Below are 24,750 nucleotides of genomic sequence, written 5' to 3'. Positions count from 1 at the left end.
GGGGCGCCGGTGTCGGTCAGGGTGATCGTCAGGACGTTCAGCGAGCTGTGCATCACCGTCGGAGCCATCATCGTGCTCTTCGTCGCCTACGTCCTGTTCTGGACCGGCGTCCGGGCCGACCGGGCCATGGGCGACCAGATCGACGACCTGCGCGACCAGTGGTCCCGGCAGCAGACCCCGTCGGCGAGTACGCCCCCGTCGCCGAAGCCGTACAGCAGCGGAAAGCCCTTCGCGGTGATGTACATCCCGCGCCTTGGTTTCACGTGGAACAAGCCGGTCCTCGAAGGAACGGCCACCGGCACCCTGAAGAAGGGGCTCGGGCACTACGCCGGGACGGCCCGGCTCGGGCAGACCGGGAACTTCTCCGTCGCGGGTCATCGGCGGACGTACGGCGACCCTTTCAAGGACTTTCCCGAGCTCAGGCGGGGGGACGCGGTGGTGCTGACGGACGGGACCACCTGGTTCACGTATCGGATCGACAAAGGGCCCTACAAAACCGTTCCCTCGGACGTCGAGGTGATCGACGCTGTGCCACGTAAGTCGGGGTATACGCGTCCGGGCCGGTATCTGACGCTGACCACGTGCGATCCGGAATGGGGGCACAGTCACCGGCTGATCGTCTGGGCGCACCTGGACTCCACACAGCCTGTGGAGGCAGGCGAACCGAAGGCCCTGCGCCGTTAGTCTGGTGGCGTACGGCGTGAGTCTGGTGCCGTGGTGCGACGGAAGGGACGGCATGTACGGCTGGATCTGGCGGCATCTGCCGGGAAACGCGTGGGTGAAGGCGCTGATCTCGATCATGCTGGTCGTGGCCGTGGTGTACGCGCTCTTCCAGTACGTCTTCCCGTGGGCCGAACCGCTGCTTCCCTTCAACGATGTGACGGTGGACAACCAGTGAGCGCGCGCATTCTCGTCGTGGACAACTACGACAGCTTCGTCTTCAACCTGGTCCAGTACCTGTACCAACTGGGCGCCGAGTGCGAGGTCCTGCGCAACGACGAGGTCTCCGCCGCCCACGCCCAGGACGGCTTCGACGGCGTCCTGCTGTCGCCGGGCCCCGGCACGCCCGAGGAGGCCGGCGTCTGCGTCGAGATGGTCCGCCACTGCGCGGCCACCGGCGTCCCCGTCTTCGGTGTCTGCCTGGGCATGCAGTCGATGCAGGTGGCGTACGGCGGTGTCGTGAACCGCGCGCCCGAACTCCTGCACGGAAAGACCTCGCCGGTGGCACACGAGGGCAAGGGAGTCTTCGCCGGCCTGCCGACCCCCTTCACGGCGACCCGGTACCACTCCCTGGCCGCCGAGCCGGCCACCGTCCCGGCCGAGCTGGAGGTCACGGCCCGCACCCACGACGGGATCATCATGGGCCTGCGCCACCGCGACCTGCCGGTCGAGGGCGTGCAGTTCCACCCGGAGTCGGTGCTGACCGAGCACGGCCACCGGATGCTGGCCAACTGGCTGGTGGAGTGCGGCGACCAGGGCGCGGTGGCGAGGTCGGCGGGGCTCGCCCCGGTGGTGGGCAGGGCCACGGCGTGACCGCGCTGCGCCCCGAGCGTGAGGACTCGTACGGCACCGCGCCGTACGAGTCCTTCGGCGGTGACGCATACGGCGACGAGCGGCATGGCGGGGAGCGGTACCTGCCGCCCGTCGACGAGGAGACGGTGGCGCTGCGGATACCGGAACCGCCGCCGGCCACGTTCGACAGCGAGCTCCTGTCCGCCTCTGACGCCACGGCAGCCTCTCCCGGCACCCGAACCACTTCGGGTGGCCGAGCGGCCCGCAGAAAGGCCGCCAAGGGCCGTCATGGGCGCCACGGCGGCGCGGTCGCGGCGTCCTCCGACGCCTCCGGCCCGTCCTCCCCCGCGGCCTCGCAGGACGAGCGGCCGCTGTCGCGGGTGGAGGCCCGTCGGCAGGCGAAGGCGCGCAAGCCGAGCGCGGCCGTGGTCGCCAGCCGGGCGGTCGGCGAGGTCTTCATCACCACGGGCGTGCTGATGCTGCTGTTCGTCAGCTACCAGCTGTGGTGGACGAACGTGCGGGCACACGCGCAGGCCAGCAAGGAGGCGCACAGCCTTCAGGACGACTGGGCGAACGGCAAGCGCAACCCGGGCACCTTCTCCCCCGGGCAGGGCTTCGCGATCCTGCACATCCCCAGGCTGGACGTCGTGGTCCCGATAGCCGAGGGCGTCAGCAACAAGAAGGTGCTCGACAAGGGCATGGTCGGGCACTACGGCGAGGGCACGCTGAAGACTGCCATGCCCGAGGACAAGACCGGCAACTTCGGGCTCGCGGGGCACCGCAACACGCACGGAGAACCGTTCCGGTACATCAACAAGCTCCAGAAGGGCGACGACATCGTCGTGGAGACGCAGGACGAGTACTTCGTCTACAAGATGACGTCCTCGCTGCCGGTCACCTCGCCGAGCAACGTCAGCGTCCTCGACGCCGTGCCGCCGCAGTCCGGGTTCACCGGACCCGGCCGGTACATCACCCTCACCACCTGCACGCCTGAGTTCACCAGCAAGTACCGGCTGATCGTCTGGGGCAAGATGGTCGAGGAACGGCCGCGCAGCAAGGGCAAGCCGGACGCGCTCGTCCAGTAAGAGCCCTGGGCCTGTGCAGAGGGCGTAGAGGGCTTCGAGTAGGGGCAGATGCACGTGGCAGCGACCACCGACGACACCGAGCACGCACAGGACACGAACGCGCCTTCGCGGGCGCCGCGCCGCGGAGGCGGGAAGATCGCCTTCGCGGTCAGTGTCTTCGGTGAACTTCTCATCACGGCCGGGCTGGTGCTCGGCCTGTTCGTCGTCTACTCCCTGTGGTGGACCAACGTCATCGCCGACCGGCACGCCGACCGGCAGGCCGACAAGGTGCGCGACAACTGGTCCCAGGGGGACACCGGGCCCGGCGCCCTCGACACCAAGGAGGGCATCGGCTTCCTGCACGTGCCGGCCATGAGGAACGGCGAGGTCCTGGTCGAGAAGGGCACCTCGACGAAGATCCTCAACGAGGGCGTGGCCGGTTACTACACCGACCCCGCCAAGGCCACGCTCCCCACCAGCGGCAAGACCGGCAACTTCACCCTGGCCGCGCACCGGGACGGCCACGGCGCGAAGTTCCACAACATCGACAAGCTGAAGAAGGGCGACCCGATCGTCTTCGAGACGCGGGACGACTGGTACGTCTACAAGGTCTACGCCATCCTTCCCGAGACCTCGAAGTACAACGTCGAGGTCCTGGCCGCGGTCCCCAAGGAGTCCGGCAAGAAGAAGGCCGGCCACTACATCACGCTCACCACCTGCACGCCGGTGTACACCTCGCGCTACCGGTACGTGGTCTGGGGCGAGCTGGAGCGGGTGGTGAAGGTGGACGCGGACCGGACGCCGCCGAAGGAACTGCGCGACTGACACGACCGCGAACGCGATCAGGGCCCGGTACTCGTCCGAGTACCGGGCCCTGATCGTCGACCCTGCGGGGCCGGCGGCTAGCCGCCGGTCTGTCCGAAGGTCCCGCCGTTGTTGCCGCCGTTGTCGTTGCCGCTCTTGAAGGCGATCAGGTTGACCGTGGTGCCCCTGTTCACCGTGCTGCCGGGGCTCGGGTCCGAAGCGATGACCTGGGCGTCGTCGTCCGAGGAACCGGAGATGTTGCCCACCGTCAGGCCCGCGTCCTGCAGCGCCTTCTTGGCGTCCCTCACCGTCATGCCCTGAAGGTTGGACGGCACCTGGGTCTGGCTGCTCTTGCCGACCTGGATGGTGATCGTGGAGCCCTTGTCGACCTGGGAGCCGATGGACGGGCTCGTCGAGATGACCTTGCCGACCTGGTTCTGGTCCTGGGTGTCGACCTCGACGCAGTTGCCGGTCAGGTTGTTCTGCTGCATCTGGGCCTTGGCGCCGTCACAGGTCTGGCCGGAGACGTCGGGGACGGTCGACTTCGCCTCGGCCTTGGCGATGGTGAGGGTGATCTCGGTGCCCTTCTCCACCTCCTCGCCGAGCTTCGGGTCCTGGTCGAGGACCGTGCCGGCCTCCTCGTTGGAGACCTCCTCCTTGGTCTTCACCGTGAAGCCGTACTTGTCGTCCTCGAGGATCTGCTGGGCCTCGTCGAGGGTCTTGCCGAGCACACTCGGCACGGCCACCTTCGGCGCGCCCGTCGACACGACGAGGTTGATCGCGGTGTTCTTCTTGACCTGAGTCCTGGCCACCGGATCCGTCTTGCAGATCTTGCCCTTGGGCTGGGCTTCGCAGGCCTCCTGCGTGACCGTCCCGACCTTGAGGTCGACGTTGGTCAGCTGCTGTTTCGCGTCCGCTTCGGTCTGGCCGACCAGGCTGGGCACGGGCACGTTCTCGTTGCTCACACCGTCACCGCTGAACACGTACTTCCCGATCAGGATCGCGCCCACCAGCACCAGGACCGCCGCCACCACCAGCAGGATCGTCGAGGTGTTCGACTTCTTCTGGCGGCGCCGGTCGGGACGGTCGTCGTAGCCGCCGTAGCCGTAGCCGCCGTCGTCCGGGTTCATGGGCGGCAGCATCGACGTGGCGCCGGCGTCCGCGGAGCGCAGGGCCGTGGTCGCCTGGTCGTCGCCGTAGCCGTATCCGACCGAGCCCATCGCCGCGGTGGCCGCGACCGGCTGGCCGTCGAGGCAGGCCTCGATGTCGGCGCGCATCTCGTCCGCGGACTGGTAGCGGTAGTTCGGGTCCTTGACCAGTGCCTTCAGGACGATCGCGTCCATCTCCGGCGTGATCTCGGGGTCGAAGATGCTCGGGGCCTGCGGCTCCTCGCGGACGTGCTGGTAGGCCACCGCCACCGGGGAGTCCCCCACGAACGGCGGGCGGACCGTCAGCAGCTCGTAGAGCAGACAGCCGGTGGAGTACAGGTCGGACCGCGCGTCCACCTGCTCGCCCTTCGCCTGCTCCGGGGAGAGGTACTGGGCGGTGCCGATGACCGCTGCCGTCTGGGTCATCGTCATACCGGAGTCGCCCATCGCACGGGCGATACCGAAGTCCATCACCTTGACCTGGCCGTTGCGCGTCAGCATGACGTTCGCCGGCTTGATGTCGCGGTGCACGATGCCGCTTCTGTGCGCGTACTCCAGGCCCTGGAGGATGCCGATGGTCATTTCCATCGCCCGCTCGGGCAGGAGTTTGCGGCCGCTGTGCAGCAGCTCACGGAGCGTGGAGCCGTCCACGTACTCCATCACGATGTACGGGATCGAGACCCCGTCGATGTAGTCCTCGCCCGTGTCGTAGACCGCGACGATCGCGGGGTGGTTGAGCGAGGCGGCCGACTGGGCCTCCCGGCGGAACCGGGCCTGGAAGGAAGGGTCGCGCGCGAGGTCCGCGCGCAGCGTCTTCACCGCCACGGTGCGGCCGAGGCGGGTGTCATGCGCGAGGTAGACCTCCGCCATGCCACCACGACCGAGCACATGGCCCAGCTCGTACCGGCCGCCGAGGCGACGCGGCTCTTCCATAGCTACCTACCAGCCCTCTCCGTCGGTCCCGACCGGCACACGTGTGCGGTCGGAGGCTGCCGTCCGGGCATACCGTACCCGGACGGCGCTGTGTGACCTGGCCAAGCCCGTCACCCGATGCAGGACCGGTATCGCAACGTGCACCGATGTGTAGGCGACGTGATGGGGGTCACTTCTTGCTGTCGATGACTGCCTTCATCACGTCCCTTGCGATCGGACCGGCGAGACCACCACCGGTGATGTCCTCGCGGTTGGCCGCGCCGTCCTCGACGACGACCGCGACAGCCACCGGCGCGCTGCCGTCGGACAGCTTCGCGTACGAGATGAACCAGGCGTACGGCTTCTCGCTGTTGTTGAGGCCGTGCTGGGCGGTACCGGTCTTGCCGCCGACGGTGACGCCGGAGATCTTGGCCTTGCCACCGGTGCCCTGCGGGTCGTTGACGACCGTCTCCATCATGTCCTGGAGCTTCTGCGCGGTCTCCGCGGAGACCGCCTGCGACAGCTCCTGCGGCTCGGTCGTCTCCAGGGTGTCCAGGTTCGGGGCCTTGAGCTCGTCGACCATGTATGGCCTCATCAGCTTGCCGTCGTTGGCGACCGCCGAGGCGACCATGGCCATCTGGAGCGGGGTGGCGCGGTTGGAGGCCTGGCCGATGCCGTCCTGGGCGTTCTGCGGCGGGTTGTCCTTGGGGTAGACCGACTCGGCGGCCCGCACCGGGGTGTCCAGCTCGGTCTCGTTGTAGCCGAACTTCTCCGCCTGCTCGATCATCTTCTCGTTGCCGACGTTGTCGGCCATCTTCGCGAAGACGGTGTTGCAGGACACCATGAGCGCGTACCGCAGGGAGGCGTTCTCACAGCCGCCGTGCTCGTTGGTCAGCTTGCTGCTGGACTGCGGCAGTTGGTACGGGTCCGGGGTCTTGGTCTTGTCGTCGATCCCGGAGACCTCGCCGTTCTCCAGCGCCGCCGCGGCCGTGACCACCTTGAACGTGGAGCCCGGCGGGTAGGTCTCGCGCAGCGCGCGGTTGAGCATCGGGTCGTCGGGGTTGTTCTTCTTCTGGACCGCGCTCCACGCCTCCTGGTCCTTGTCGGAGGACCCGGCGAACTTCGAGGGGTCGTACGACGGCGTGGAGACCAGGGCCAGGATCTTGCCGGTGGACGGCTCGATCGCGGCGACCGCGCCCTTCTTGCTGCCGAGGCCCTCGTACGCGGCCTTCTGCGCGGCGGCGTTGAGGGTGGTGACGACGCTGCCGCCCTCCTTCTCCTTGCCCGTGATCATGTCCAGGGTGTTGCGGAAGAAGAGCCGGTCGTCGTTGCCGCTGAGGATGCCGTCCTCGAGCTTCTCCAGCTGGTTGGCGCCGAAGGCCTGCGAGGAGAAGCCGGTGACGGGCGCCCACATGGCGCCGTTGGTCCAGGTGCGCTTGTACTTGTAGTCGCCGCTGGTCTCCACCGAGCCGGTGATGGCCTTGCCGTCGACGATGATGTCTCCGCGCGGGGTGGAGTAGCGCGTGATGTTGACGCGGCGGTTCTTGGTGTCGCTGGCGAGGCTGTCCGCCTTGACGTACTGCAGGTAGTTGTCGCGCAGCAGCAGCGTGAGAACCAGAAGGCCGCAGAAGATCGCGATCCGGCGCAGGGGCTTGTTCATGACGGGCGGACCACCTGGGTCATCTCGGCGTCGGGGTTGCTGGCGGGTGCGGGCGCCGGGCGGCGCGCGGTGTCGCTGATTCTGATCAGGATGCCGATCAGCGCCCAGTTGGCGATGACCGAGGAACCGCCGTACGCGAGGAACGGCATCGTCATACCGGTGAGCGGGATGAGGCCCATCACACCGCCGGCCACGACGAAGACCTGGAGCGCGAAGGCACCGGATAGGCCGATGGCGAGCAGTTTGCCGAAGGGGTCGCGGGCGGCGAGGGCGGTGCGCACACCGCGCTCGACGATCAGGCCGTACAGCAGCAGCAGCGCCATGATGCCGGCCAGGCCCAGCTCCTCGCCGAAGGTGGCGAGGATGAAGTCGGAGTTGGCGGCGAACTTGATCAGCTCGGAGTGGCCCTGGCCCCAGCCGGTGCCCAGGGTGCCGCCGGAGCCGAACGCCCACAGGGCCTGCATGGCCTGCTCGGAGTGGCCGATGACGCCCTGCTGGGAGAGCTTGTACTCGCCCATCGGGTCGAGCCAGGCCTGGACACGCTGTTGGACGTGGCTCTCGAACTGGGCCACGCCGACCGCGCCGACGGCGGACATCAGCAGACCGAAGACGATCCAGCTGGTCCGCTCGGTGGCGACGTACAGCATGATGACGAACATTCCGAAGAACAGCAGCGAGGTGCCGAGGTCCGTCTCGAAGACCAGGATCAGGATCGAGATGATCCAGACGACGATGATCGGGCCGAGGTCGCGGCCGCGCGGCAGGTACAGGCCGAGGACGCGGCGGCTGGCCAGGGCGAGCGCGTCGCGCTTCACCATCAGATAGCCGGCGAAGAAGATCGCCAGCACGATCTTGGCGAACTCGCCGGGCTGGATGGAGAAGCCGGCGACCGAGATCCAGATCTTCGCGCCGTAGATGTTCTGGCCGAGGCCGGGGACGAGCGGGAGCAGCAGCAGGAAGATCGCGCCGACCATGGAGATGTAGGTGTAGCGCTGCAGGACGCGGTGGTCCTTGAGGAAGATCAGCACCACGATGAAGAGGGCGATGCCCATCGCCGTGTACAGCAGCTGGCGGGGCGCGGCGGTGCCGGCCTGCTCGGCCTGCTGCAGGTACTTCGACTGGTCCAGCCGCCAGATGGCGACCAGCCCGAGTCCGTTGAGCAGCGTGGCCAACGGCAGCAGCAGCGGGTCGGCGTACGGGGCGAACTTGCGTACGACGAGATGGGCGACCCCGGCCAGCAGGCCGAGGCCCAGCCCGTAGCTCAGCAGGCCGGCCGGCACCTGGTCGTTGATCGCCAGGCCCACGTTGGCGTAGGCGAAGACCGGGATGACGACGGCGAACACCAGGAGCGCGAGCTCGGTGTTGCGTCTGCTCGGTGTGCCGATCGAGCCGATCGTGGACGTGTGATGTGTCGGCGAATTGGTAGTGCTGCTCATGGCGTGACAGGGCCTCTCACGGCTTGCCTACTGCTCACCGCACCGCGAGACGACCTTCTGCTCTTCCTCCGAGAGAGTGGGGCCGGGGCTGGGGCTGGCGGTCGCGGACGGGGACGGGGACGACGCACCCGAGGACTGGCTCGGGTTCGGGGTCGGGCTCGGTGATGCCTTGGACGTGAGGGACACGGGAGTGGTTCCCGTGGCGCCGGCGGCCTGGCCGGAGCCGGTCTTGGAACTGGCCGTGGTCTTGGGGGCGTCGGACTGCGCCTGCTTCTTGCACGCGGACGCCTGCACGGACAGCTCGTCGATCTTCTTCTGGGCGCTGCTCAGGCTGTCCTCGGGGATGGTGGCCTGAACCTGCTTCTGCTGGTACTGCGGGAGGTACTTGAGTTCGATCTCGGGGTGGTCCTTCTCCACCTTCGAGAGCGAGACCCAGGCCAGGTCCTGGCTGATGCCCCGGTACAGCGCGAGGTGCTCGCCGTTGGTGCCGACGTAGTACTGCGTCTGCGTCCAGCGCCAGCCGCCGTAGAGGCCGCCGCCGATGAGCGCGAGGGTGAGGGCGGTGTAGAAGGATCTCTTCAGCCACCTGCGGCCCTTGCGCGGCTTGACGAAGTCCTCGTCGGTGTAGTCGGCGAAGCCGCCCGTGGGGATGAAACCGGTCACGTCGCCGGAGCCGGGCGGGCCGAACTCGCCCCCGCCGTTGGCATGGCGCCGGCGGCCGAGGCTGGAGGCACGGCCGGCCGGGGTTTGCATGATGCCGTTGTCGTGCAGCTGGTGCTGGTTCTCGGCGACGGCGCCGACCACGACCGGGGTGTCGGAGAGCTGTCCGGCGAGGGTGTCGCCGGTGTCCAGGTCGAGGACGTCGGCGACGATCACGGTGATGTTGTCCGGGCCGCCGCCGCGCAGCGCGAGCTGGATGAGCTCCTGCACGGTCTCCTGCGGGCCCTGGTAGCTGGCGAGGGTGTCCTCGAGGGTCTGGTGGGAGACCACGCCGGAGAGGCCGTCGGAGCAGATCAGGTAGCGGTCGCCGGCCCGGACCTCGCGGATCGACAGGTCGGGCTCGACATGCTCGCCGCTGCCCAGGGCCCGCATCAGCAGGGAGCGCTGGGGGTGGGTGGTGGCCTCTTCCTCGGTGATGCGGCCCTCGTCGACCAGGCGCTGCACCCAGGTGTGGTCCTGCGTGATCTGGGTCAGTACGCCGTCCCGGAGCAGGTAGGCGCGCGAGTCGCCGACGTGCACCAGACCGAGGCGCTGGCCCGTCCACAGCAGGGCGGTCAGGGTGGTCCCCATGCCCTCGAGCTGGGGGTCCTCCTCGACCAGGGAACGCAGCTGGTCGTTGGCGCGCTGGACGGCGGTGCCGAGCGAGGTGAGCACGTCGGAGCCGGGGACGTCGTCGTCGAGGGCGACGATGGTGGAGATGGCCTCGGAGGAGGCGACCTCACCGGCGGCGGCGCCGCCCATGCCGTCGGCGATGGCGAGCAGGCGGGGACCGGCGTACCCGGAGTCCTCGTTGCCCTCCCGGATCATGCCCTTGTGCGATCCGGCGGCGAAACGCAGTGACAGACTCATGCGCACCTCGCCCGTCGGCCCCGGGTACAGCCGGTCGTGTCGAGCCACACTGCCCACCCTCCGGTCGGGAGCGCGCCGGGGGCCAGGGTGCCGGCCGCCGTGGCGTGCTCGCTCCGCTCGCACTCAGTCATGATGTAGCACTACTTCCGCAGCTCGATGACGGTCTTGCCGATGCGGATCGGCGCGCCCAGCGGGATCGGTGTCGGGGTCGTCAGCCGCGTTCGGTCGAGGTACGTGCCGTTGGTGGAGCCCAGGTCCTCGACGATCCACTGGCCGTCGCGGTCCGGGTAGATCCTGGCATGGCGGCTGGAGGCGTAGTCGTCGTCCAGCACGATCGTGCTGTCGTGCGCGCGGCCCAGGGTGATGGTCTGGCCCTGCAGCGCGACGGTCGTGCCGGTGAGGGTGCCCTCGGACACGACGAGCTTGGTCGGGGCGTTACGGCCCCGGCGGCCGCCGGACGCGGCGGGCTGCTGGCGCTGCTGCGGGGGCGCCTGCTGGCGCTGCGCCTGCTGCGGTCGTCCGGCTTCCCGGCGGGCGCCGCGCTGAGTGACGCGCGTTCCGAACAGGTCGCTGCGGATGACCTGCACGGCCACGATCACGAACAGCCACAGTACGGCCAGGAAACCCAGCCGCATGACCGTGAGGGTCAGCTCTGACATTGCCCCCGCTTCACCCTTCGGCTTGCCTATAGATAACGGTGGTACTGCCCACGACGATCCGCGAGCCGTCGCGGAGCGTAGCGCGGGTGGTGTGCTGCCCGTCCACCACGATGCCGTTGGTGGAGCCGAGATCCTGGATCGTCGAGGGCGAACCGGTCCGGATCTCGCAGTGCCGGCGGGAGACGCCGGGGTCGTCGATCCGTACATCGGCCTCGGTGGAGCGGCCCAGCACGAGGGTGTTGCGGGAGATCTGGTGGCGGGCGCCGTTGATCTCGATCCAGTGGCGGGTGCGCGACCCGGGCGCCGGAGCCCCCGCGAGGCCGCCGCCCGCCGCGGCGGGGCGCTGGGCGCCTGCCGCGGGCGGGTAGCCGTAGCCCCCTGGGCGGCCGCCTGCGCCGGGCGGCGGCGCGGCGGGCATGGGGGGCGCGGAGACGCCGGCGGGCGGGTAGCCGTAGCCGCCGGGACGCTGGCCGCCGCCGCCCGCGGGCGCGGGGGCCTGCTGGCTGCTGGAGGAGGCGAGCGTACGGCTGCGCACCCGGTACAGGCCGGTGTCGAGGTCTTCCGCCTTCTCCAGGTTGACCTTGATCGGCCCCATGAACGTGTAGCGCTGCTGCTTGGCGTAGTCGCGCACCATGCCGGCGAGCTCGTCGCCGAGCTGGCCCGAGTAGGGGCTGAGACGCTCGTAGTCCGGGGTGCTCAGCTCCACGATGAAGTCATTGGGTACGACGGTCCGGTCGCGGTTCCAGATCGTCGCGTTGTTGTCGCACTCGCGCTGGAGCGCTCCGGCGATCTCCACGGGCTGGACCTCGGACTTGAAGACCTTGGCGAAGGTGCCGTTGACCAGACCCTCGAGACGCTGCTCGAACTTCTTCAGGACTCCCATGGGGCACCTCCTCCGTCGTGACCTTCGTCCCGTGTCCTGCTGCTTGCGCTGCTCACCTGGTACTGCTTACTGATCGTATCCACGCGCCGGTGAATCGGCTGGTTCCCCCTGTCGGCCCCGTCGACGCGGTGTCGACGCCTCGTCCGTACCTGATTCCGTACCTGTTCGCTGCCCAGGATCGTAGAGGCGGCCGACGACCAGTGTCCCGCACCCGACTGTGGACCTGGCCCGGCTCCGGGGGAGACGGCCGCCTTAGGTACGAGGTTGATACGTGAACTAGTCACCGCCGAGACGTAAGAGGTTGCCCACGCCCTCTCCCGTGACCTCTGCCCCGGATAAGGGATGTGAACGCACCCTGCCCAGCGTGCTAATGTTCTGCGTGTCGGAAGGCGCCGGGCCCAAGGCCCACAAGCCCGAGGACACACCCAATGCGCGGGTGGCGGAATAGGCAGACGCGCTGGATTCAGGTTCCAGTGCCCGCAAGGGCGTGGGGGTTCAACTCCCCCCTCGCGCACCAGCTGGAAGCCCCCCAGGTCTCGGACCTGGGGGGCTTTCGCGTGTCCAGGGACGGGTGGCGGGCGCTCACGATCACCTACGAGATGCTCACCGTGTGTGAGGAACGTCTCAGGTCTGGGTTCCGTGCATCGACCAGGAGCCTGGGAGGGCTGGTTCCACGGTTTCACGTGAAACGTGCGCGGCGGCGCCGAGCCGGTGGGGTTCCCGGGGAATTGTCCACAGGCTCCGAGTTGTCCACAGGGGCTGACGCGGTGAGGCCGTCGGGCTGTACGGTCGGCTGGAATTGATCGGCGCGGGTGTATGTGCGGGGGAGGCGGTCGTCGTGACCGAGGCCGAGGCTGGGGCAGTGCCGGGCGGGGCGCGCAGGCTGCCTGGGGTGCGGGGATTCGCCGAGTGGGCCGGCACGGGAGGGGAATCGGTCGCGCCGAAGGAGCGGGGCAGGGCGCTGCGCGACCGGGTGCCGAGGGCGGCGCACGCGGGGTTCGATCCGGACACCTCCCGCCCGGACGCGGTGACGGCGGTCGAGGAGTCGAACCAGGGCCGTATCCCGGAACTGACGCCGATACGGGTCGGCCGGATGGCGGCCACCCCGTTCGCGTTCCTGCGCGGCTCGGCGGGCCTCATGGCCCATGATCTCGCGCGTACCGCCATGACCCGCATCCGCGCCCAGATCTGCGGTGACGCCCATGCGGCGAACTTCGGTCTGTACGGCGACGCCCGCGGCGGTCTGGTCATCGACCTGAACGACTTCGACGAGACGGTCGACGGCCCCTGGGAGTGGGACCTCAAGCGGCTCGCCGCCTCGCTGGTGCTCGCGGGCCGGGAGGCCGGCGCGGACGAGGACACCTGCCGCAAGGCGGCCCACGACGCGGCGGGCGCCTACCGGCGCACCATGCGTCTGCTGGCCAAGATCCCGGTGCTGGACGCGTGGAACGCGATCGCCGACGAGGAGCTCGTCTCCCACACCGACGCCCATGATCTGGTGGGCACGCTGGAGCGGGTCTCGGAGAAGGCGCGGGCCAACACCAGCGGACGATTCGCGGCGAAGTCGACCGTGCCCACCGAGGACGGCGGGCGCCGCTTCATCGACGCCCCGCCGGTGCTGCGCCGGGTCACCGACGCGGAGGCCGCGGCCGTGACCCTGTCCCTGGAGTCCTACCTGGCCACCCTCTCCGAGGACCGGCTCCCCCTGCTGGCCCGGCACGCGGTGCACGACGTCGCCTTCCGGGTCGTCGGCACGGGCAGTGTGGGCACCCGCTCGTACGTCGTCCTGCTCCTCGACCACCGGGGCGAACCGCTGATCCTCCAGGTCAAGGAGGCCCGGGCCTCAGCCCTGGTGCCGCACCTGCTGACGGCCGGCTTCGAGACGCCGTCCGTCGACCACGAGGGCCGCCGGGTGGTGCTGGGACAGAAGCGGATGCAGGTCGTCAGTGACATCCTGCTGGGCTGGACGACGGTCGAGGGCCGCCCCTTCCAGGTACGGCAGTTCCGCAACCGCAAGGGCAGTGTCGACCCGGCCGCGCTCGCCGCCGACCAGATCGACGACTACGGCCGTATGACCGGCGCCCTCCTGGCCCGCGCCCACTCCCACAGCGCCGACCCGCGCCTGATCGCCGGCTACTGCGGCAAGAACGAGGAACTCGACGAGGCGATCGCCACCTTCGCCGTCACCTACGCCGACCGCACGGAGGCGGACCACACGGCCCTGGTGACGGCGGTACGGGCGGGGCGGATCGCGGCGGAGACGGGCGTGTGAGAGGGGTGTCGGCTCAGGGGTCGTGGCCTGGACGTGGCCTAGGCTGGTCGGGTGACGACCCCCGAAACTGAGCAGTCGCGGCCCGAAGAGCGGCTGGAACAGGCCGTGCGGGCCGCTGAGCAGGCGTTGATCGAGTTCGAGATCGCGGTGGAGACCTTCCGCGTCGAGGTCGAGAACTTCTCGCGGCTCCACCACCAGAAACTCGGTCCGATGTACGCCCGGCTCGACGAGCTGGACGCGCAGATAGCCGAGGCAAGGGCCGCCCGCACCGGCGATCCCGAGGACCTGCAGAAGGCCCAGGAGGCGCGGGCCCGGGTGCTGCCGATGCCGGGGGTCGAGGAACTGTTCCACGGCTGGATGAACGCGGAGGGGCTCTTCCCGGAAGCCGTGGCGATGCTCACGGACCAGTCGGTGCGGCCCCCGGAGCGGGTACGGCCCAGTGAGGAGGCCCGCAAGCTCTACCGCGAGCTGGCCCGCAAGGCCCACCCCGACCTGGCGCAGGAGGACGGCGAGCGGGCGCGGCGCGAGGAGTTCATCACCCGTGTCAACGCCGCCTACGCCCGCGGCGACGAGGTCCTGCTCAGGGAGCTGGCCGAGGAGTGGGCGGCCGGCCCGGCGCCCGCCGAGCGGCGCCCGACGCCCAGCGAGGAGCTCTACGCCCGCCTGGAGTGGCTGGCCGAGCGCAAGGAACTGCTCGCGCTCGTCGCGCGGAACCTGGAGGAGAGCGCCATCGGCTCCATGCTCCGGATGGCCCCGGACGACCCCGACCGCCTCCTGGACGAGATCGCCGAGCAGCTGCTGGCCGATGTCGCCCGGAAGGAAGCGGAGCTGGCCCAGCTGGTCGGGTAGCGTCGGGGGCATGATGTTCGGATCCAGTGTGCCCACGGTCGGGGTCGGCGACCTCAAGGACGGCGACTTCCTGGTGGACGTCCGGGAGGACGAGGAGTGGCGGGCGGGGCATGCCGCGGCGGCCCTGCACATTCCCATGAGCGAGTTCGTCGCCCGCTACGGCGAGCTGACCGAGGCGGCCCCGCAGGACGGACGGGTCCATGTGATCTGCCGCTCCGGCGGCCGTTCGGCCCAGGTGACCATGTACCTCGTCCAGCAGGGCATCGACGCCGCGAACGTCGACGGCGGTATGCAGCAGTGGGAGGCCGCGGGCCGTCCCGTCGTGAAGGACGACGGGCAGCCCGGTTCCGTCGTGTAGGCGGCTCAGACCCCGAGGGGATGGGCGGCCAGCAGGTCGCCCAGGGCCTCCTCGTGCGCCGCCGCCGGCCCGAGCGACAGCTCCAGGTGCTTGGCCCAGGCGTGGTACCGGTGCAGCGGGTAGTCGACGTCGGCGCCGAAGCCTCCGTGCAGATGCTGTGCGGTCTGCACGATCCGCCGTACGCCCTCCGAGGCCCAGATCTTGGCCACGGCGACATCGCCGGAGGCGGGGAGCGCCCCCGATGCCCCGGAGGCGATCCGCCACGCCGCCTGCCACAGCGTGACCTCCATCGCACGCAGGTCGATGTAGCGATCGGCGGCCTGTACGGCGACGGCCTGGAAGCTGGCGATCGGATGCCCGAACTGCTCTCGTTTGCTCGCGTAGTCGCTGGTCATCCCCAGGACACGGTCGCCCAGACCGAGCGCCAGCGCACATGTCCCGGTGGCCAGCAGCGCCCGCAGCCACTCCCAGGCGCCGTCGGCGGTGATGACGTACGCGGAGGGGATCCGGGCCGACTCCAGTCGCAGTTCGCCGAGCCGCTCGCCGGTGGTGGAGACCTGCTCGGCGAGTACGGCCCCTTCCTGCCCGCGCGCGACCAGCACGAGGACGCTCCGGTCGTCCCCGGTACGCGCCGGTACGACGACGAAGTCCGCCTCGTACGCCCAGGGCACTGCCGTCTGCGCCCCGTCCACCACCCACGCGTCGCCGTCCTGCCGGGCGGTCACCGCGAGTTCGGCCGCGTCATGGCCGGTGCGGCCGCTCGCGGCGACGGTCAGCACGAGCTCGCCCCGCCCGGCCGGCGCGAGCAGCGCGGACCTCGCCTCCGGCCCGCCGTAGGCCTGGACGGCCGCGGCGGCGGCGCTGCTCTCCAGCAGCGGTACCCGTGCCAGCACCTTCCCCGCCTCCCGCAGCACCAGGCACAGCGCGACGGCGTCCAGGCCGGCCCCGCCGGACTCCTCGTCGAGGAGCAGGCTCAGCAGGTCCGCCGCGGCGAGCCTGGCCCACAGGGCCCGGTCGAGGTCGTCGGCGACGGGGCGGCCCCTGGTCAGCGCGGGACTCGGGACGCCGTCGGGCGCGACCCCGGCGAACACCCCCCGTGCCGCCTCGGCCGCCGCCTGCTGCTCCTCGGTGAAGGTGAAGTCCACGGCCTGTCCTCCCGACGGGTCAGCTGATCTGACGGGTCGTCAAGATAGAACAGGTTCTAGAAGAAGGGAACCGCTCGAAGCCGGGACGTCTCACCGGTCGAAGTCCACCTCCACCGCCTCCGTCAGCGGATGCGACTGGCACGCCAGGACGTATCCGGCCTCCGTCTCCTCCGGCTCCAGCGCGAAGTTGCGGTCCATGCGCACCTCGCCGGAGACCAGGAAGGCCCGGCAGGTCCCGCACACCCCGCCCTTGCAGGCGTAGGGCGCGTCGGGCCGGTTGCGCAACACCGTGTCCAGGACGGACTCCCCGTCCCGCACCGGCCAGCTGCCGCCCCGGCCGTCGAGGCGGGCGGTCACCGTGCTGTGGGCGGGAGCCGCCGCGGGGGTCGGGTGCGCCGCGCTGTCCACGTGGAAGATCTCCTCGTGGATCCGGGAGCGGGCGACCCCCAGTCCCCGCAGTGCCCGCTCCGCGCCCTGCACCAGCCCGAACGGCCCGCACAGGAACCATCCCGCCACCTCGGCCACCGGCAGCAGCGCCGGCAGCAGCCCGGTCAGCCGCTCCCGGTCCAGCCGCCCGGACGGCAGTCCCGCCTGCTGTTCCTCCCGTGAGAGCACGGTGACCAGTTGCAGCCGCTCGGGATACCGGTCCTTGAGGTCGGCGACCTCCTCCAGGAACATCGTCGACGCGGCCGTACGGTCGCCGCGTATCAGGCAGAACCGGGCGCCGGGCTCGCGCGCCAGCAGGGTGGAGACGATCGACAGCACCGGTGTGATGCCGCTGCCGCCGACGATCGCCGCGTACAGACCGGGCGCGGGGTCGAGTGTGAAGCGGCCGGCGGGTGTCATCACCTCCAGCTCGTCACCGATGTCGATCTCCTTCAGCGCATAGGTCGAGAAGGCCCCGCCCTCCACCAGCCGCACGCCCACCCGCAGCGTGCGCGGCCCCTCGCCGGCGGGGTCGGGCGCGGGCGAGCAGATCGAGTAGGTCCGCCGGATCTCGGTGCCGTCGGCCACGCGCCGCAGGGCGAGGTGCTGGCCGGGCGCGTGCCGGTACTCCTCCCGCAGTCCCTCGGGAACGGTGAACGTGAGGGCGACGGAGTCGTCGGTGAGCCGGTCCACCGCGGCCACCGGGAGCGGGTGGAAGCGGGCCATCACAACTCCTTGAAGTGGTCGAAGGGTTCACGGCAGGCCAGGCAGCGGCGCAGTGCCTTGCAGGCGGTGGAGGAGAACCGGCTGAGCAACTCGGTGTCGGCGGAGCCGCAGTGCGGACAGCGCACCGGGTCGGCGGGGTCCGAAGCCTGGAGGGTGCGGGTCGGGCCGAGCCGCAGCGCCACGGGTCCCGGGTCGCGCACCGGACGCGGCGGCGCTATGCCGAACTCCCGGAGTTTGCGGCGCCCTTCGGCGGTGATGTCGTCGGTCGACCAGGCCGGCTTGAGCACGGTGCGGACCGTGACCTCCCGCATGCCGTGCGCGCGCAGGGCCCGCTCGATGTCCAGGGACATCGCCTCGACGGCCGGGCAGCCGGTGTACGTCGGGGTCAGCTCGACCTCGACCGTGTCCGCGTCGCGCAGGCGCACCGCGCGCAGGACGCCCAGCTCCTGGAGGGTGAGCACCGGCAGTTCGGGGTCGGGGACCGCACCGGCGATCCCGAGGAGCTCCGCCTCCAGCGCGGTGGCCGTCACCATGACGCCCCCGGGTGGCTGCGGTGCAGATGCTGCATCTCGGCGAGCATCGGCCCGAACGACTCGGTGTGCACGCCCTGGCGGCCGGCGCCGGCCGACCAGGCCCCGGACCGCGGGCCTTCGGGGAGCGTCAGGCCGGCCCGGCTCAGCACGTCCCCGACCGACTCCAGCCAGGTCGTCCCGATCCCGGCCAGGTCGACGTCCAGCCCGTCCACGGGGTGGAACATCTCCCCGGTGAACCGCCACAGGGCCGCGCACGCGCGGCGCATCCGCTCCTGGCTCGCCTCCGTGCCGTCGCCGAGGCGCAGGGTCCACTGCTCGGCGTGGTCGCGGTGGTAGGCGACCTCCTTGACGGCCTTCGCGGCGAGGCCGGCGAACGGGCCGTCGCCCGCGGCCAGTTCGGCGTACAGCAGGTGCTGGTAGGTCGAGAAGTACAGCTGGCGGGCGATGGTGTGGGCGAAGTCGCCGTTGGGCTGCTCGACCAACTGGAGGTTGCGGAAGGCGCGTTCCTCGCGGAGATAGGCCAGCTCGTCCTCGTCGCCGGCCATCGACAACAGGACGCGTGCCTGGCCCAAAAGGTCCAGCGCGATGTTGGCGAGGGCGACCTCCTCCTCCAGCACGGGCGCGTGGCCCATCCACTCACCGAGGCGGTGGGAGAGCACCAGGGCGTCGTCGCCGAGGGCGAGCGCGGCCGTCGTGGAGACTGTCGTCGTCACAGGTGCTTCACCCCTTCCGGGATCTCGTAGAACGTCGGGTGCCGGTAGGGCTTGTCGGCGGACGGATCGAAGAACGGGTCCTTCTCGTCCGGCGAGGAGGCCGTGACCGCCGAGGACGGCACCACCCAGATGCTGACGCCTTCGCCGCGCCGGGTGTACAGGTCGCGGGCGTTGCGCAGGGCCAACTCCGCGTCCGGCGCGTGCAGGCTGCCGGCGTGGGTGTGGGAGAGGCCGCGCCGGGAGCGCACGAAGACCTCCCACAGCGGCCAGTCGGTGTTCGTCATGCCTGTGCCACGCCCTTCTCGCCGGTGTGCTTCGCCGCGTGGGCCGCGGCCGCCTCCCGCACCCAGGCGCCCTCGTCGTGGGCCCGCCTGCGCTGGGACATGCGCTGTTCGTTGCAGGGCCCGTTGCCCTTGAGGACCTCTTGGAACTCCGTCCAGTCGATCGGGCCGAAGTCGTGGTGCCCCCGCTCCTCGTTCCACCGCAGGTCCGGGTCGGGAAGCGTGAGGCCGAGGGACTCCGCCTGGGGGACGCAGATGTCGACGAAGCGCTGGCGCAGCTCGTCGTTGGAGTGGCGCTTGATCTTCCAGGCCGTCGACTGCGCCGAGTGCGCCGACTCGTCGTCGGGCGGGCCGAACATCATCAGCGACGGCCACCACCAGCGGTCCACCGCGTCCTGGGCCATCGCGTGCTGCTCGGGCGTGCCCTTGCTGAGGGCCAGCAGCAGCTCGTATCCCTGGCGCTGGTGGAAGGACTCCTCCTTGCAGATGCGGACCATCGCGCGTGCGTACGGCCCGTAGGAGCAGCGGCACAGGGGGACCTGGTTGGTGATCGCGGCGCCGTCCACGAGCCAGCCGATCGCACCGACGTCCGCCCAGGTCAGGGTCGGGTAGTTGAAGATCGAGGAGTATTTCTGGCGGCCGGTGTGCAGCTTGTCCAGCAGTTCGTCGCGGCCGACGCCGAGGGTTTCGGCAGCGCTGTACAGGTAGAGCCCGTGGCCGGCCTCGTCCTGGACCTTGGCCATCAGGATGGCCTTGCGGCGCAGCGAGGGCGCGCGCGTGATCCAGTTGGCCTCCGGCTGCATGCCGATGATCTCGGAGTGGGCGTGCTGGGCGATCTGCCGCACCAGCGTCGCGCGGTAGGCGTCGGGCATCCAGTCGCGGGGCTCGATGCGCTCGTCCGCGGCCACGGCGGCGTCGAACACGCGCTGGTACGCCTCGTCGCCGCCCGGGGCGCTTCCTTCGGCGTGCGGCTGGGTGCGGGCCGGCTGCTGCGCGGCTGCTGTCGCCATGCGGTCCCCCTTGATCGCTTCCTGTTGCTCCCGACCGATCGTTCGGTCCGTGCGATTCCATGGTGGGACGGCCGTCGTAAGGTGTCAACCGCTGTGGATAACCTCCGGGCGGGGAGGGGCTGCGCCGCACGGGTGGGGCTGAGTACCGTTCGCGAGTGCGCGACGCAGCGGCAACGGGAAGTCGACCGGAATCGGGGAACGGGGCGGAATGGACGCGTACGACGGAGGGTCTGACGCCCGGCGGGGGCCGAGGACGCCAGAGCAGGCGGAGGCTGAGACTCCGCTCACGACCGCTGCCCCTCCTCCCGAACTCCCCGAGCCCCGCACCGGAGTGGCCGCCCTCTCCCCGCGCTACCAAATAGGCGCCGCCCTCGCGCTCGCCGTCGTGGCGGTCGCCGTCTGTGTGCACCTGGGGATGGTGTTCCTGCACGTCGCGCCGTCGAACACGGTCACCAAGGCGCACGGTCAGGCGGTCGACGACTGGGTCTACCCGGAGTTCGAGCAGAACTGGAAGCTGTTCGCGCCGAACCCGCTGCAGCAGAACATCGCCATCCAGGTCCGCGCCCAGATCCGCACCCCCGACGGCGACACGCGCACCACCGGCTGGTACGACCTGTCCGCGCAGGACGGCCGGGACATCGACCACAACCTGCTGCCCAGCCACACCGAGCAGAACGAGCTGCGCCGCGCCTGGGACTTCTTCACCGCCTCGCACGGCACCGACAACCGCCCGGTCGGACTGCGCGGCGCCCTCTCCGAGACCTATCTGCGCCGGATCGTGGAGCTGCGGCTGGCACGCGGCGGCGCGGCCGGCGCCGACGGCCTTCTCGAACGGGTCCAGGTCCGCTCCAGCACCACCAATGTGACCCCGCCGAAGTGGAGCAGCGAGAAGGTGTCGTCGACGCCGGTGTACCGGGTGCTGCCCTGGTGGTCCGTGCCGGACGCCGAGGCCGAGGGAGGCATGCGGTGAACCGCTTCACGCTGTCGGTGTCCGCCGCCATCGCGCGGGCCACCGAGTCGGCGCACGGCCCGTACCAGAGCGCCGTGGTCCGTATCGGCTTCAGCGCGACCTGGCTGCTGTTCCTGCTGCGCGAGCTGCCCCACCGCGATGAGCTCTACGGCCCCGACAGTCCCTGGGGCTGGATCCTGGCCCGGCAGCTGATCGGCAGCAACGACGCGTTCACGGCCCTGATGTGGTCGGACGGGCGGGTCTGGTTCGAGGTCGTGTACGCGCTCGCCGTGCTCGCGAGCCTCCTGCTGCTGGTGGGCTGGCGCACGCGCACCATGTCGGTGCTGTTCATGGTCGGCGTGCTCTCGCTGCAGAACCGCAGTGTCTTCATGGGGGACGGCGGCGACAACGTCCTGCACCTGATGTCGATCTACCTGGTGTTCACGCGCTGCGGTCAGGTGTGGTCGGTGGACGCCCGCCGGGCCCGCCGCGCGCAGGAGGCACACGCGCGCGGGGAGTGGACCGGCGACCGGGTCGGTCCCGCCCTGTGGCTGGTCTCCGGGTTCGTGCTGACCACCGTGACGGTGGCCGGCCGCTTCCACAGCGGCTGGCTGATCCCGGCGCTCCTGTGGGCGGTGTGGGCCGCACAGGCGCTGTGGTGGGTCGTGGGCCGCCGTGCGCGGTCCGCGGAGCCCCGGATCCTGCTCGACGTGATCGCCAACATCCTGCACAACGGCGCCCTGCTCGTGATCATGGCCGAGGCCTGTCTGATCTACGCGACGGCCGGCTGGTACAAGATCCAGGGCTCGCGCTGGCAGGACGGCACCGCCGTGTACTACCCGCTGCAGCTGGACTACTTCTCCCCCTGGCCGGCGCTCGGCGACCTGCTCTCCGCCAGCGGCACGATGGTGATGCTGGTGACGTACGGGACCGTCATCGTGCAGGTCGCCTTCCCGTTCACGCTGTTCAACCGGCGGGTGAAGAACGTGCTGCTGGTGGCGATGATGACCGAGCACGCGGTGATCGCCGTGCTGCTCGGACTGCCGTTCTTCTCGCTGGCGATGATCGCGACGGACGCGGTCTTCCTGCCGGCCTCGTTCCTGCGCCGGCTGGGCGGCTGGGCGGCACGCGCGCGCGTGCTGCTGTTCTCGCGCGACGGCGGTGGGCCGGTGCCGGAGCAGCGGGCACCGGAGAACCCCGAACCACGCCACGTAGGCTCCCCGTCATGACCGACCCCGTGAGCGCCTGGCACCGCCTGGCCGACTCCCACGTCCTGCTCGACGGCTTCCACGCCCTCAAGCACGCCGTGCGCTTCGGGGCCGAGGTGCCGGTCGCGGTCACCGCCGACCGGGAGGCGGCGCTCGCCCTCGCCGACGAGCTCGCCCCCGACGTACGCGGGACGCTGGACGCCCTGCTGGCGGAGGTCCCGGAGACGACGTACGCCTCGCTCGTGCCGCGTCCGCATCCCACGGCCCTGGCCGCCCTCGCCGTACGGCCCTCCCGCGAGGCCCAGCTGGCGAAGCTGGCGCACACGCCCCGCACCGCGCCCGTCGTGGTCCTCGACAACCCGCGCAACCTGGGCAACGCGGGGGCGGTGATCCGGCTGGCCGCCGGCTTCGGGGCGACCGGGGTGGTCACCACCGGCACGCTCGACCCCTGGCATCCGACCGTGGTGCGCGGCGGGGCGGGCCTGCACTTCGCGACCGCCGTGGAGCGGCTGACCGTGGCGGACCTGCCCGGCGGGCCGGTGTTCGCCCTGGACCCGGAGGGCGACGACCTGCGGGGCGTCAAGCTCCCGGACGACGCCCTCCTTGCCTTCGGCTCGGAACGCAGCGGCCTCTCCGCCGACCTGCGCGCGCGTGCCGACCACCTGCTGTCCCTGCCGATGCGCCCCCAGGTCTCCAGCTACAACCTCGCGACGAGTGTGGCGATGACGCTGTACCACTGGAGCGCGACCGGGGGCCTGTCCGGCTAAGGGCTCCGAACAGGGGTGTCTCGGACGGAACACCCCCTTGGGGCTATGCGTCCCGCCGCACCTCCACCACCCGGAACCGGTTCGCGACGAACGCCCCGTCGCACAGCGCGGCGTTCGCCGCCGGGTTGCCACCGGAGCCGTGGAAGTCGGAGAAGGCGGCCGTCTGGTTGACGTACACCCCGCCGGTGAGGTTGAGGGACAGCTGGGCGGCCTCCTCCAGGCAGACCTCCTCCACCTCGCGCTCGACCTCGGCGTCCGTCGTGTACGCGCCGACCGTCATCGCCCCCTTCTCGCGCACCGTGCGCCGCAGCAGAGCCAGGGCGTCGGCGGCGGAGTCGACGGCGACGGCGAAGGAGACCGGGCCGAAGCACTCGCTCATGTAGGCGGCCTCGTCGTCCGGCTTGGCACCGTCCAGCTTCACGATCACGGGGGTGCGCACGACCGCGCCCGGGAACTCCGGGTTGGTCACCTCGCGGGAGGCGAGGGCGACCTCGCCGAGGCCGGCGGCGGCCTCCAGGCGGGCCTTGACGTCCGGGTTGACGATGGCGCCCAGCAGGGCGTTGGCGCGGGCGTCGTCGCCGAGCAGGCCGTCGACGGCGCGGGCGAGGTCGGCGACCACCTCGTCGTAGGTCCTCGGCCCCTCGTCGGTGCGGATGCCGTCACGGGGGATCAGCAGGTTCTGCGGGGTGGTGCACATCTGGCCGCTGTAGAGGGACAGGGAGAACGCCAGGTTGGCGAGCATGCCCTTGTAGTTCGCGGTCGACTCCACGAGCACGGTGTTGACGCCGGCCTTCTCGGTGTAGACCTGCGCCTGGCGGGCGTTGGCCTCCAGCCAGTCGCCGAAGGACGTCGAGCCCGTGTAGTCGATGATCTTGATGTCGGGGTGGGTCGCGAGGGTCTTGGCGATGCCCTCGCCCGGCCGCTCGGCGGCCAGCGCGACGAGGTTCGGGTCGAAGCCGGCGGCGGCGAGCACCTCGCGGGCGACCTGGACGGTCAGGGCGAGCGGCAGCACCGCGCGGGGGTGGGGCTTGACCAGGACCGCGTTGCCGGTGGCCAGGGACGCGAACAGGCCCGGGTAGCCGTTCCACGTCGGGAAGGTGTTGCAGCCGATCAGCAGGGCGGTGCCGCGCGGGACCGGCGTGAAGGTCTTGGTCATCCTGAGCGGGTCGCGCTTGCCCTGCGGCTTGGCCCACCCCGCCGTGCCAGGCGTGCGGACCTGCTCCGCGTACGCGTACGCCACCGCCTCCAGGCCGCGGTCCTGGGCGTGCGGGCCGCCCGCCTGGAACGCCATCATGAATGCCTGGCCGGAGGTGTGCATGACCGCGTGCGCGAACTCGTGCGTCCGGTCGCCGATCCGCTTGAGGATCTCCACACAGACCACCGCTCGGACCTCCGCGCCCGCGTCCCGCCAGGAGCGCTGTCCGGCCCGCATGGCGGGCAGCAGCACGTCCGTGTCCGCGTGCGGGTACGTCACGCCGAGCTCGATGCCGTAGGGGGACACCTCGCCGCCCACCCAGTCGTCCGTACCGGGCTGGCCGAGGTCGAGGCGGGTGTTCAGGACGGCGTCGAAGGCGGCCTTGCCGGCCGCCGCGTCCAGGCTGCCGTTCTCCCCGTAGGCCTTGGGGTGCTCCGGGTGCGGGGACCAGTACGCGCGGGTGCGGATCGCTTCCAGCGCCTGATCGAGGGTCGGCCGGTGCTGGGCGAGCAGATCGGCGGCGGTCAGTTCGGCGGCGGCCATGCGAGACCAACTCCTCGTCTTGAGAACTCTCCGTCGAGCTCATGACGTGACGGAAAAACCTGGGCGGGAACAGCCAGTCAGAGCTAGAGTAACCGAACGATCGGTCGGGACAAGGGGGCCTGCCGCAT

At 70.6% G+C, this 24,750-nt stretch carries 24 protein-coding genes and 1 tRNA gene; 12 read left to right on the top strand and 13 right to left on the bottom strand.

The window, feature by feature from the left end:
- Positions 1-9 precede the first annotated feature (9 nt).
- Genes ACIBVL_RS12805 through ACIBVL_RS12785 form a run of 5 tightly spaced genes read left to right on the top strand, consistent with a single transcriptional unit; the run spans position 10 to position 3,401 of the window.
- Positions 10-684, top strand: a complete 675-nt coding sequence (locus tag ACIBVL_RS12805) for a class E sortase (protein ID WP_399096392.1) — start codon at positions 10-12, stop codon at positions 682-684.
- Between the two features lie 16 nt (positions 685-700).
- Positions 701-898: a hypothetical protein gene (locus ACIBVL_RS12800; RefSeq protein ID WP_399097262.1), complete on the top strand. Its 198-nt coding sequence runs from the start codon at positions 701-703 to the stop codon at positions 896-898.
- Positions 895-1,533, top strand: coding sequence for an aminodeoxychorismate/anthranilate synthase component II (locus ACIBVL_RS12795; protein ID WP_399096389.1), 639 nt, complete (start codon positions 895-897; stop codon positions 1,531-1,533). Before ACIBVL_RS12800 ends, ACIBVL_RS12795 begins: the two co-directional genes overlap by 4 nt.
- Entirely contained in the window at positions 1,530-2,597 is a 1,068-nt protein-coding gene (locus ACIBVL_RS12790) for a class E sortase (protein ID WP_399096386.1), read from the top strand. The genes ACIBVL_RS12795 and ACIBVL_RS12790 overlap by 4 nt, the downstream gene beginning before the upstream one ends.
- 48 nt (positions 2,598-2,645) lie before the next feature.
- Entirely contained in the window at positions 2,646-3,401 is a 756-nt protein-coding gene (locus tag ACIBVL_RS12785; protein ID WP_399096383.1) for a class E sortase, read from the top strand.
- Between the two features lie 77 nt (positions 3,402-3,478).
- On the opposite strand, the gene pknB is transcribed toward ACIBVL_RS12785, so the two are convergent.
- The 6 genes from pknB to ACIBVL_RS12755 all read right to left on the bottom strand — a co-directional run bounded on the left by pknB (position 3,479) and on the right by ACIBVL_RS12755 (position 11,647).
- Positions 3,479-5,461, bottom strand: coding sequence for a Stk1 family PASTA domain-containing Ser/Thr kinase (pknB, locus tag ACIBVL_RS12780; RefSeq protein WP_399096380.1), 1,983 nt, complete (start codon positions 5,459-5,461; stop codon positions 3,479-3,481).
- A 169-nt stretch (positions 5,462-5,630) separates the two neighbouring features.
- Positions 5,631-7,100: a peptidoglycan D,D-transpeptidase FtsI family protein gene (locus ACIBVL_RS12775; RefSeq protein WP_399096377.1), complete on the bottom strand. Its 1,470-nt coding sequence runs from the start codon at positions 7,098-7,100 to the stop codon at positions 5,631-5,633.
- Positions 7,097-8,536: an FtsW/RodA/SpoVE family cell cycle protein gene (locus ACIBVL_RS12770; protein ID WP_399096374.1), complete on the bottom strand. Its 1,440-nt coding sequence runs from the start codon at positions 8,534-8,536 to the stop codon at positions 7,097-7,099. Before ACIBVL_RS12770 ends, ACIBVL_RS12775 begins: the two co-directional genes overlap by 4 nt.
- A gap of 27 nt (positions 8,537-8,563) precedes the next feature.
- Entirely contained in the window at positions 8,564-10,105 is a 1,542-nt protein-coding gene (locus ACIBVL_RS12765; protein WP_399096370.1) for a Stp1/IreP family PP2C-type Ser/Thr phosphatase, read from the bottom strand.
- 140 nt (positions 10,106-10,245) lie between these two features.
- Positions 10,246-10,764: an FHA domain-containing protein gene (locus ACIBVL_RS12760; protein WP_399096366.1), complete on the bottom strand. Its 519-nt coding sequence runs from the start codon at positions 10,762-10,764 to the stop codon at positions 10,246-10,248.
- Positions 10,765-10,774: 10 nt separating this feature from the next.
- Positions 10,775-11,647, bottom strand: coding sequence for an FhaA domain-containing protein (locus ACIBVL_RS12755; protein ID WP_399096363.1), 873 nt, complete (start codon positions 11,645-11,647; stop codon positions 10,775-10,777).
- A gap of 430 nt (positions 11,648-12,077) precedes the next feature.
- On the opposite strand from ACIBVL_RS12755, the gene ACIBVL_RS12750 reads away from it, so the two are divergent.
- The 4 genes from ACIBVL_RS12750 to ACIBVL_RS12735 all read left to right on the top strand — a co-directional run bounded on the left by ACIBVL_RS12750 (position 12,078) and on the right by ACIBVL_RS12735 (position 15,126).
- Positions 12,078-12,164: transfer RNA gene (locus ACIBVL_RS12750), tRNA-Leu, on the top strand.
- A 321-nt stretch (positions 12,165-12,485) separates the two neighbouring features.
- Positions 12,486-13,919 carry a DUF2252 domain-containing protein gene (locus ACIBVL_RS12745; RefSeq protein ID WP_399096360.1) on the top strand — a complete coding sequence of 478 codons (1,434 nt, stop codon included), beginning with the start codon at positions 12,486-12,488 and terminating at the stop codon, positions 13,917-13,919.
- A gap of 51 nt (positions 13,920-13,970) precedes the next feature.
- Positions 13,971-14,768 (top strand): J domain-containing protein, encoded by a 798-nt coding sequence (locus tag ACIBVL_RS12740; protein ID WP_399096357.1) that lies wholly within the window; start codon positions 13,971-13,973, stop codon positions 14,766-14,768.
- A gap of 28 nt (positions 14,769-14,796) precedes the next feature.
- The gene (locus tag ACIBVL_RS12735) at positions 14,797-15,126 is read left to right on the top strand and encodes a rhodanese-like domain-containing protein (RefSeq protein ID WP_399097220.1); all 330 of its coding nucleotides are present in this window, start codon (positions 14,797-14,799) and stop codon (positions 15,124-15,126) included.
- 5 nt (positions 15,127-15,131) lie between these two features.
- Here the strand turns inward: ACIBVL_RS12735 and ACIBVL_RS12730 are convergent, their stop codons facing one another.
- From ACIBVL_RS12730 to paaA, 6 genes are all read right to left on the bottom strand, one after another.
- Complete coding sequence (locus ACIBVL_RS12730; RefSeq protein WP_399096354.1) at positions 15,132-16,271, bottom strand: acyl-CoA dehydrogenase family protein; 1,140 nt, start codon at positions 16,269-16,271, stop codon at positions 15,132-15,134.
- 90 nt (positions 16,272-16,361) lie between these two features.
- Entirely contained in the window at positions 16,362-17,423 is a 1,062-nt protein-coding gene (locus tag ACIBVL_RS12725) for a 2Fe-2S iron-sulfur cluster-binding protein (protein WP_399096351.1), read from the bottom strand.
- Complete coding sequence (gene paaD / locus ACIBVL_RS12720; RefSeq protein WP_399096348.1) at positions 17,423-17,956, bottom strand: 1,2-phenylacetyl-CoA epoxidase subunit PaaD; 534 nt, start codon at positions 17,954-17,956, stop codon at positions 17,423-17,425. Before paaD ends, ACIBVL_RS12725 begins: the two co-directional genes overlap by 1 nt.
- A complete protein-coding gene (gene paaC / locus ACIBVL_RS12715) occupies positions 17,950-18,669 on the bottom strand; it encodes a 1,2-phenylacetyl-CoA epoxidase subunit PaaC (protein ID WP_399096345.1) in 720 nt (239 codons plus the stop codon). The genes paaD and paaC overlap by 7 nt, the downstream gene beginning before the upstream one ends.
- On the bottom strand, positions 18,666-18,953 hold the full coding sequence (gene paaB, locus ACIBVL_RS12710; protein WP_328781588.1) for a 1,2-phenylacetyl-CoA epoxidase subunit PaaB: 288 nt from the start codon (positions 18,951-18,953) through the stop codon (positions 18,666-18,668). The genes paaC and paaB overlap by 4 nt, the downstream gene beginning before the upstream one ends.
- Positions 18,950-19,960 (bottom strand): 1,2-phenylacetyl-CoA epoxidase subunit PaaA, encoded by a 1,011-nt coding sequence (gene paaA / locus ACIBVL_RS12705; RefSeq protein ID WP_399096340.1) that lies wholly within the window; start codon positions 19,958-19,960, stop codon positions 18,950-18,952. The genes paaB and paaA overlap by 4 nt, the downstream gene beginning before the upstream one ends.
- A 208-nt stretch (positions 19,961-20,168) precedes the next feature.
- On the opposite strand from paaA, the gene ACIBVL_RS12700 reads away from it, so the two are divergent.
- Genes ACIBVL_RS12700 through ACIBVL_RS12690 form a run of 3 tightly spaced genes read left to right on the top strand, consistent with a single transcriptional unit; the run spans position 20,169 to position 22,884 of the window.
- The gene (locus ACIBVL_RS12700; RefSeq protein ID WP_399096337.1) at positions 20,169-20,930 is read left to right on the top strand and encodes a DUF5819 family protein; all 762 of its coding nucleotides are present in this window, start codon (positions 20,169-20,171) and stop codon (positions 20,928-20,930) included.
- A complete protein-coding gene (locus ACIBVL_RS12695; protein WP_399096334.1) occupies positions 20,927-22,138 on the top strand; it encodes an HTTM domain-containing protein in 1,212 nt (403 codons plus the stop codon). The genes ACIBVL_RS12700 and ACIBVL_RS12695 overlap by 4 nt, the downstream gene beginning before the upstream one ends.
- Positions 22,135-22,884, top strand: coding sequence for a TrmH family RNA methyltransferase (locus tag ACIBVL_RS12690; protein WP_399096331.1), 750 nt, complete (start codon positions 22,135-22,137; stop codon positions 22,882-22,884). The genes ACIBVL_RS12695 and ACIBVL_RS12690 overlap by 4 nt, the downstream gene beginning before the upstream one ends.
- Before the next feature lie 43 nt (positions 22,885-22,927).
- Here the strand turns inward: ACIBVL_RS12690 and paaN are convergent, their stop codons facing one another.
- Positions 22,928-24,622 (bottom strand): phenylacetic acid degradation protein PaaN, encoded by a 1,695-nt coding sequence (gene paaN, locus ACIBVL_RS12685; RefSeq protein WP_399096328.1) that lies wholly within the window; start codon positions 24,620-24,622, stop codon positions 22,928-22,930.
- Between the last annotated feature and the right edge of the window lie 128 nt (positions 24,623-24,750).

Origin of the sequence: Streptomyces sp. NPDC049687, from assembly GCF_044465285.1 — a bacterium.
Taxonomy (GTDB): Bacteria; Actinomycetota; Actinomycetes; order Streptomycetales; family Streptomycetaceae; genus Streptomyces.
The sequence above is the reverse complement of the archived record's forward strand: the minus strand, read 5'-3'. Positions and strand labels throughout refer to the sequence as shown.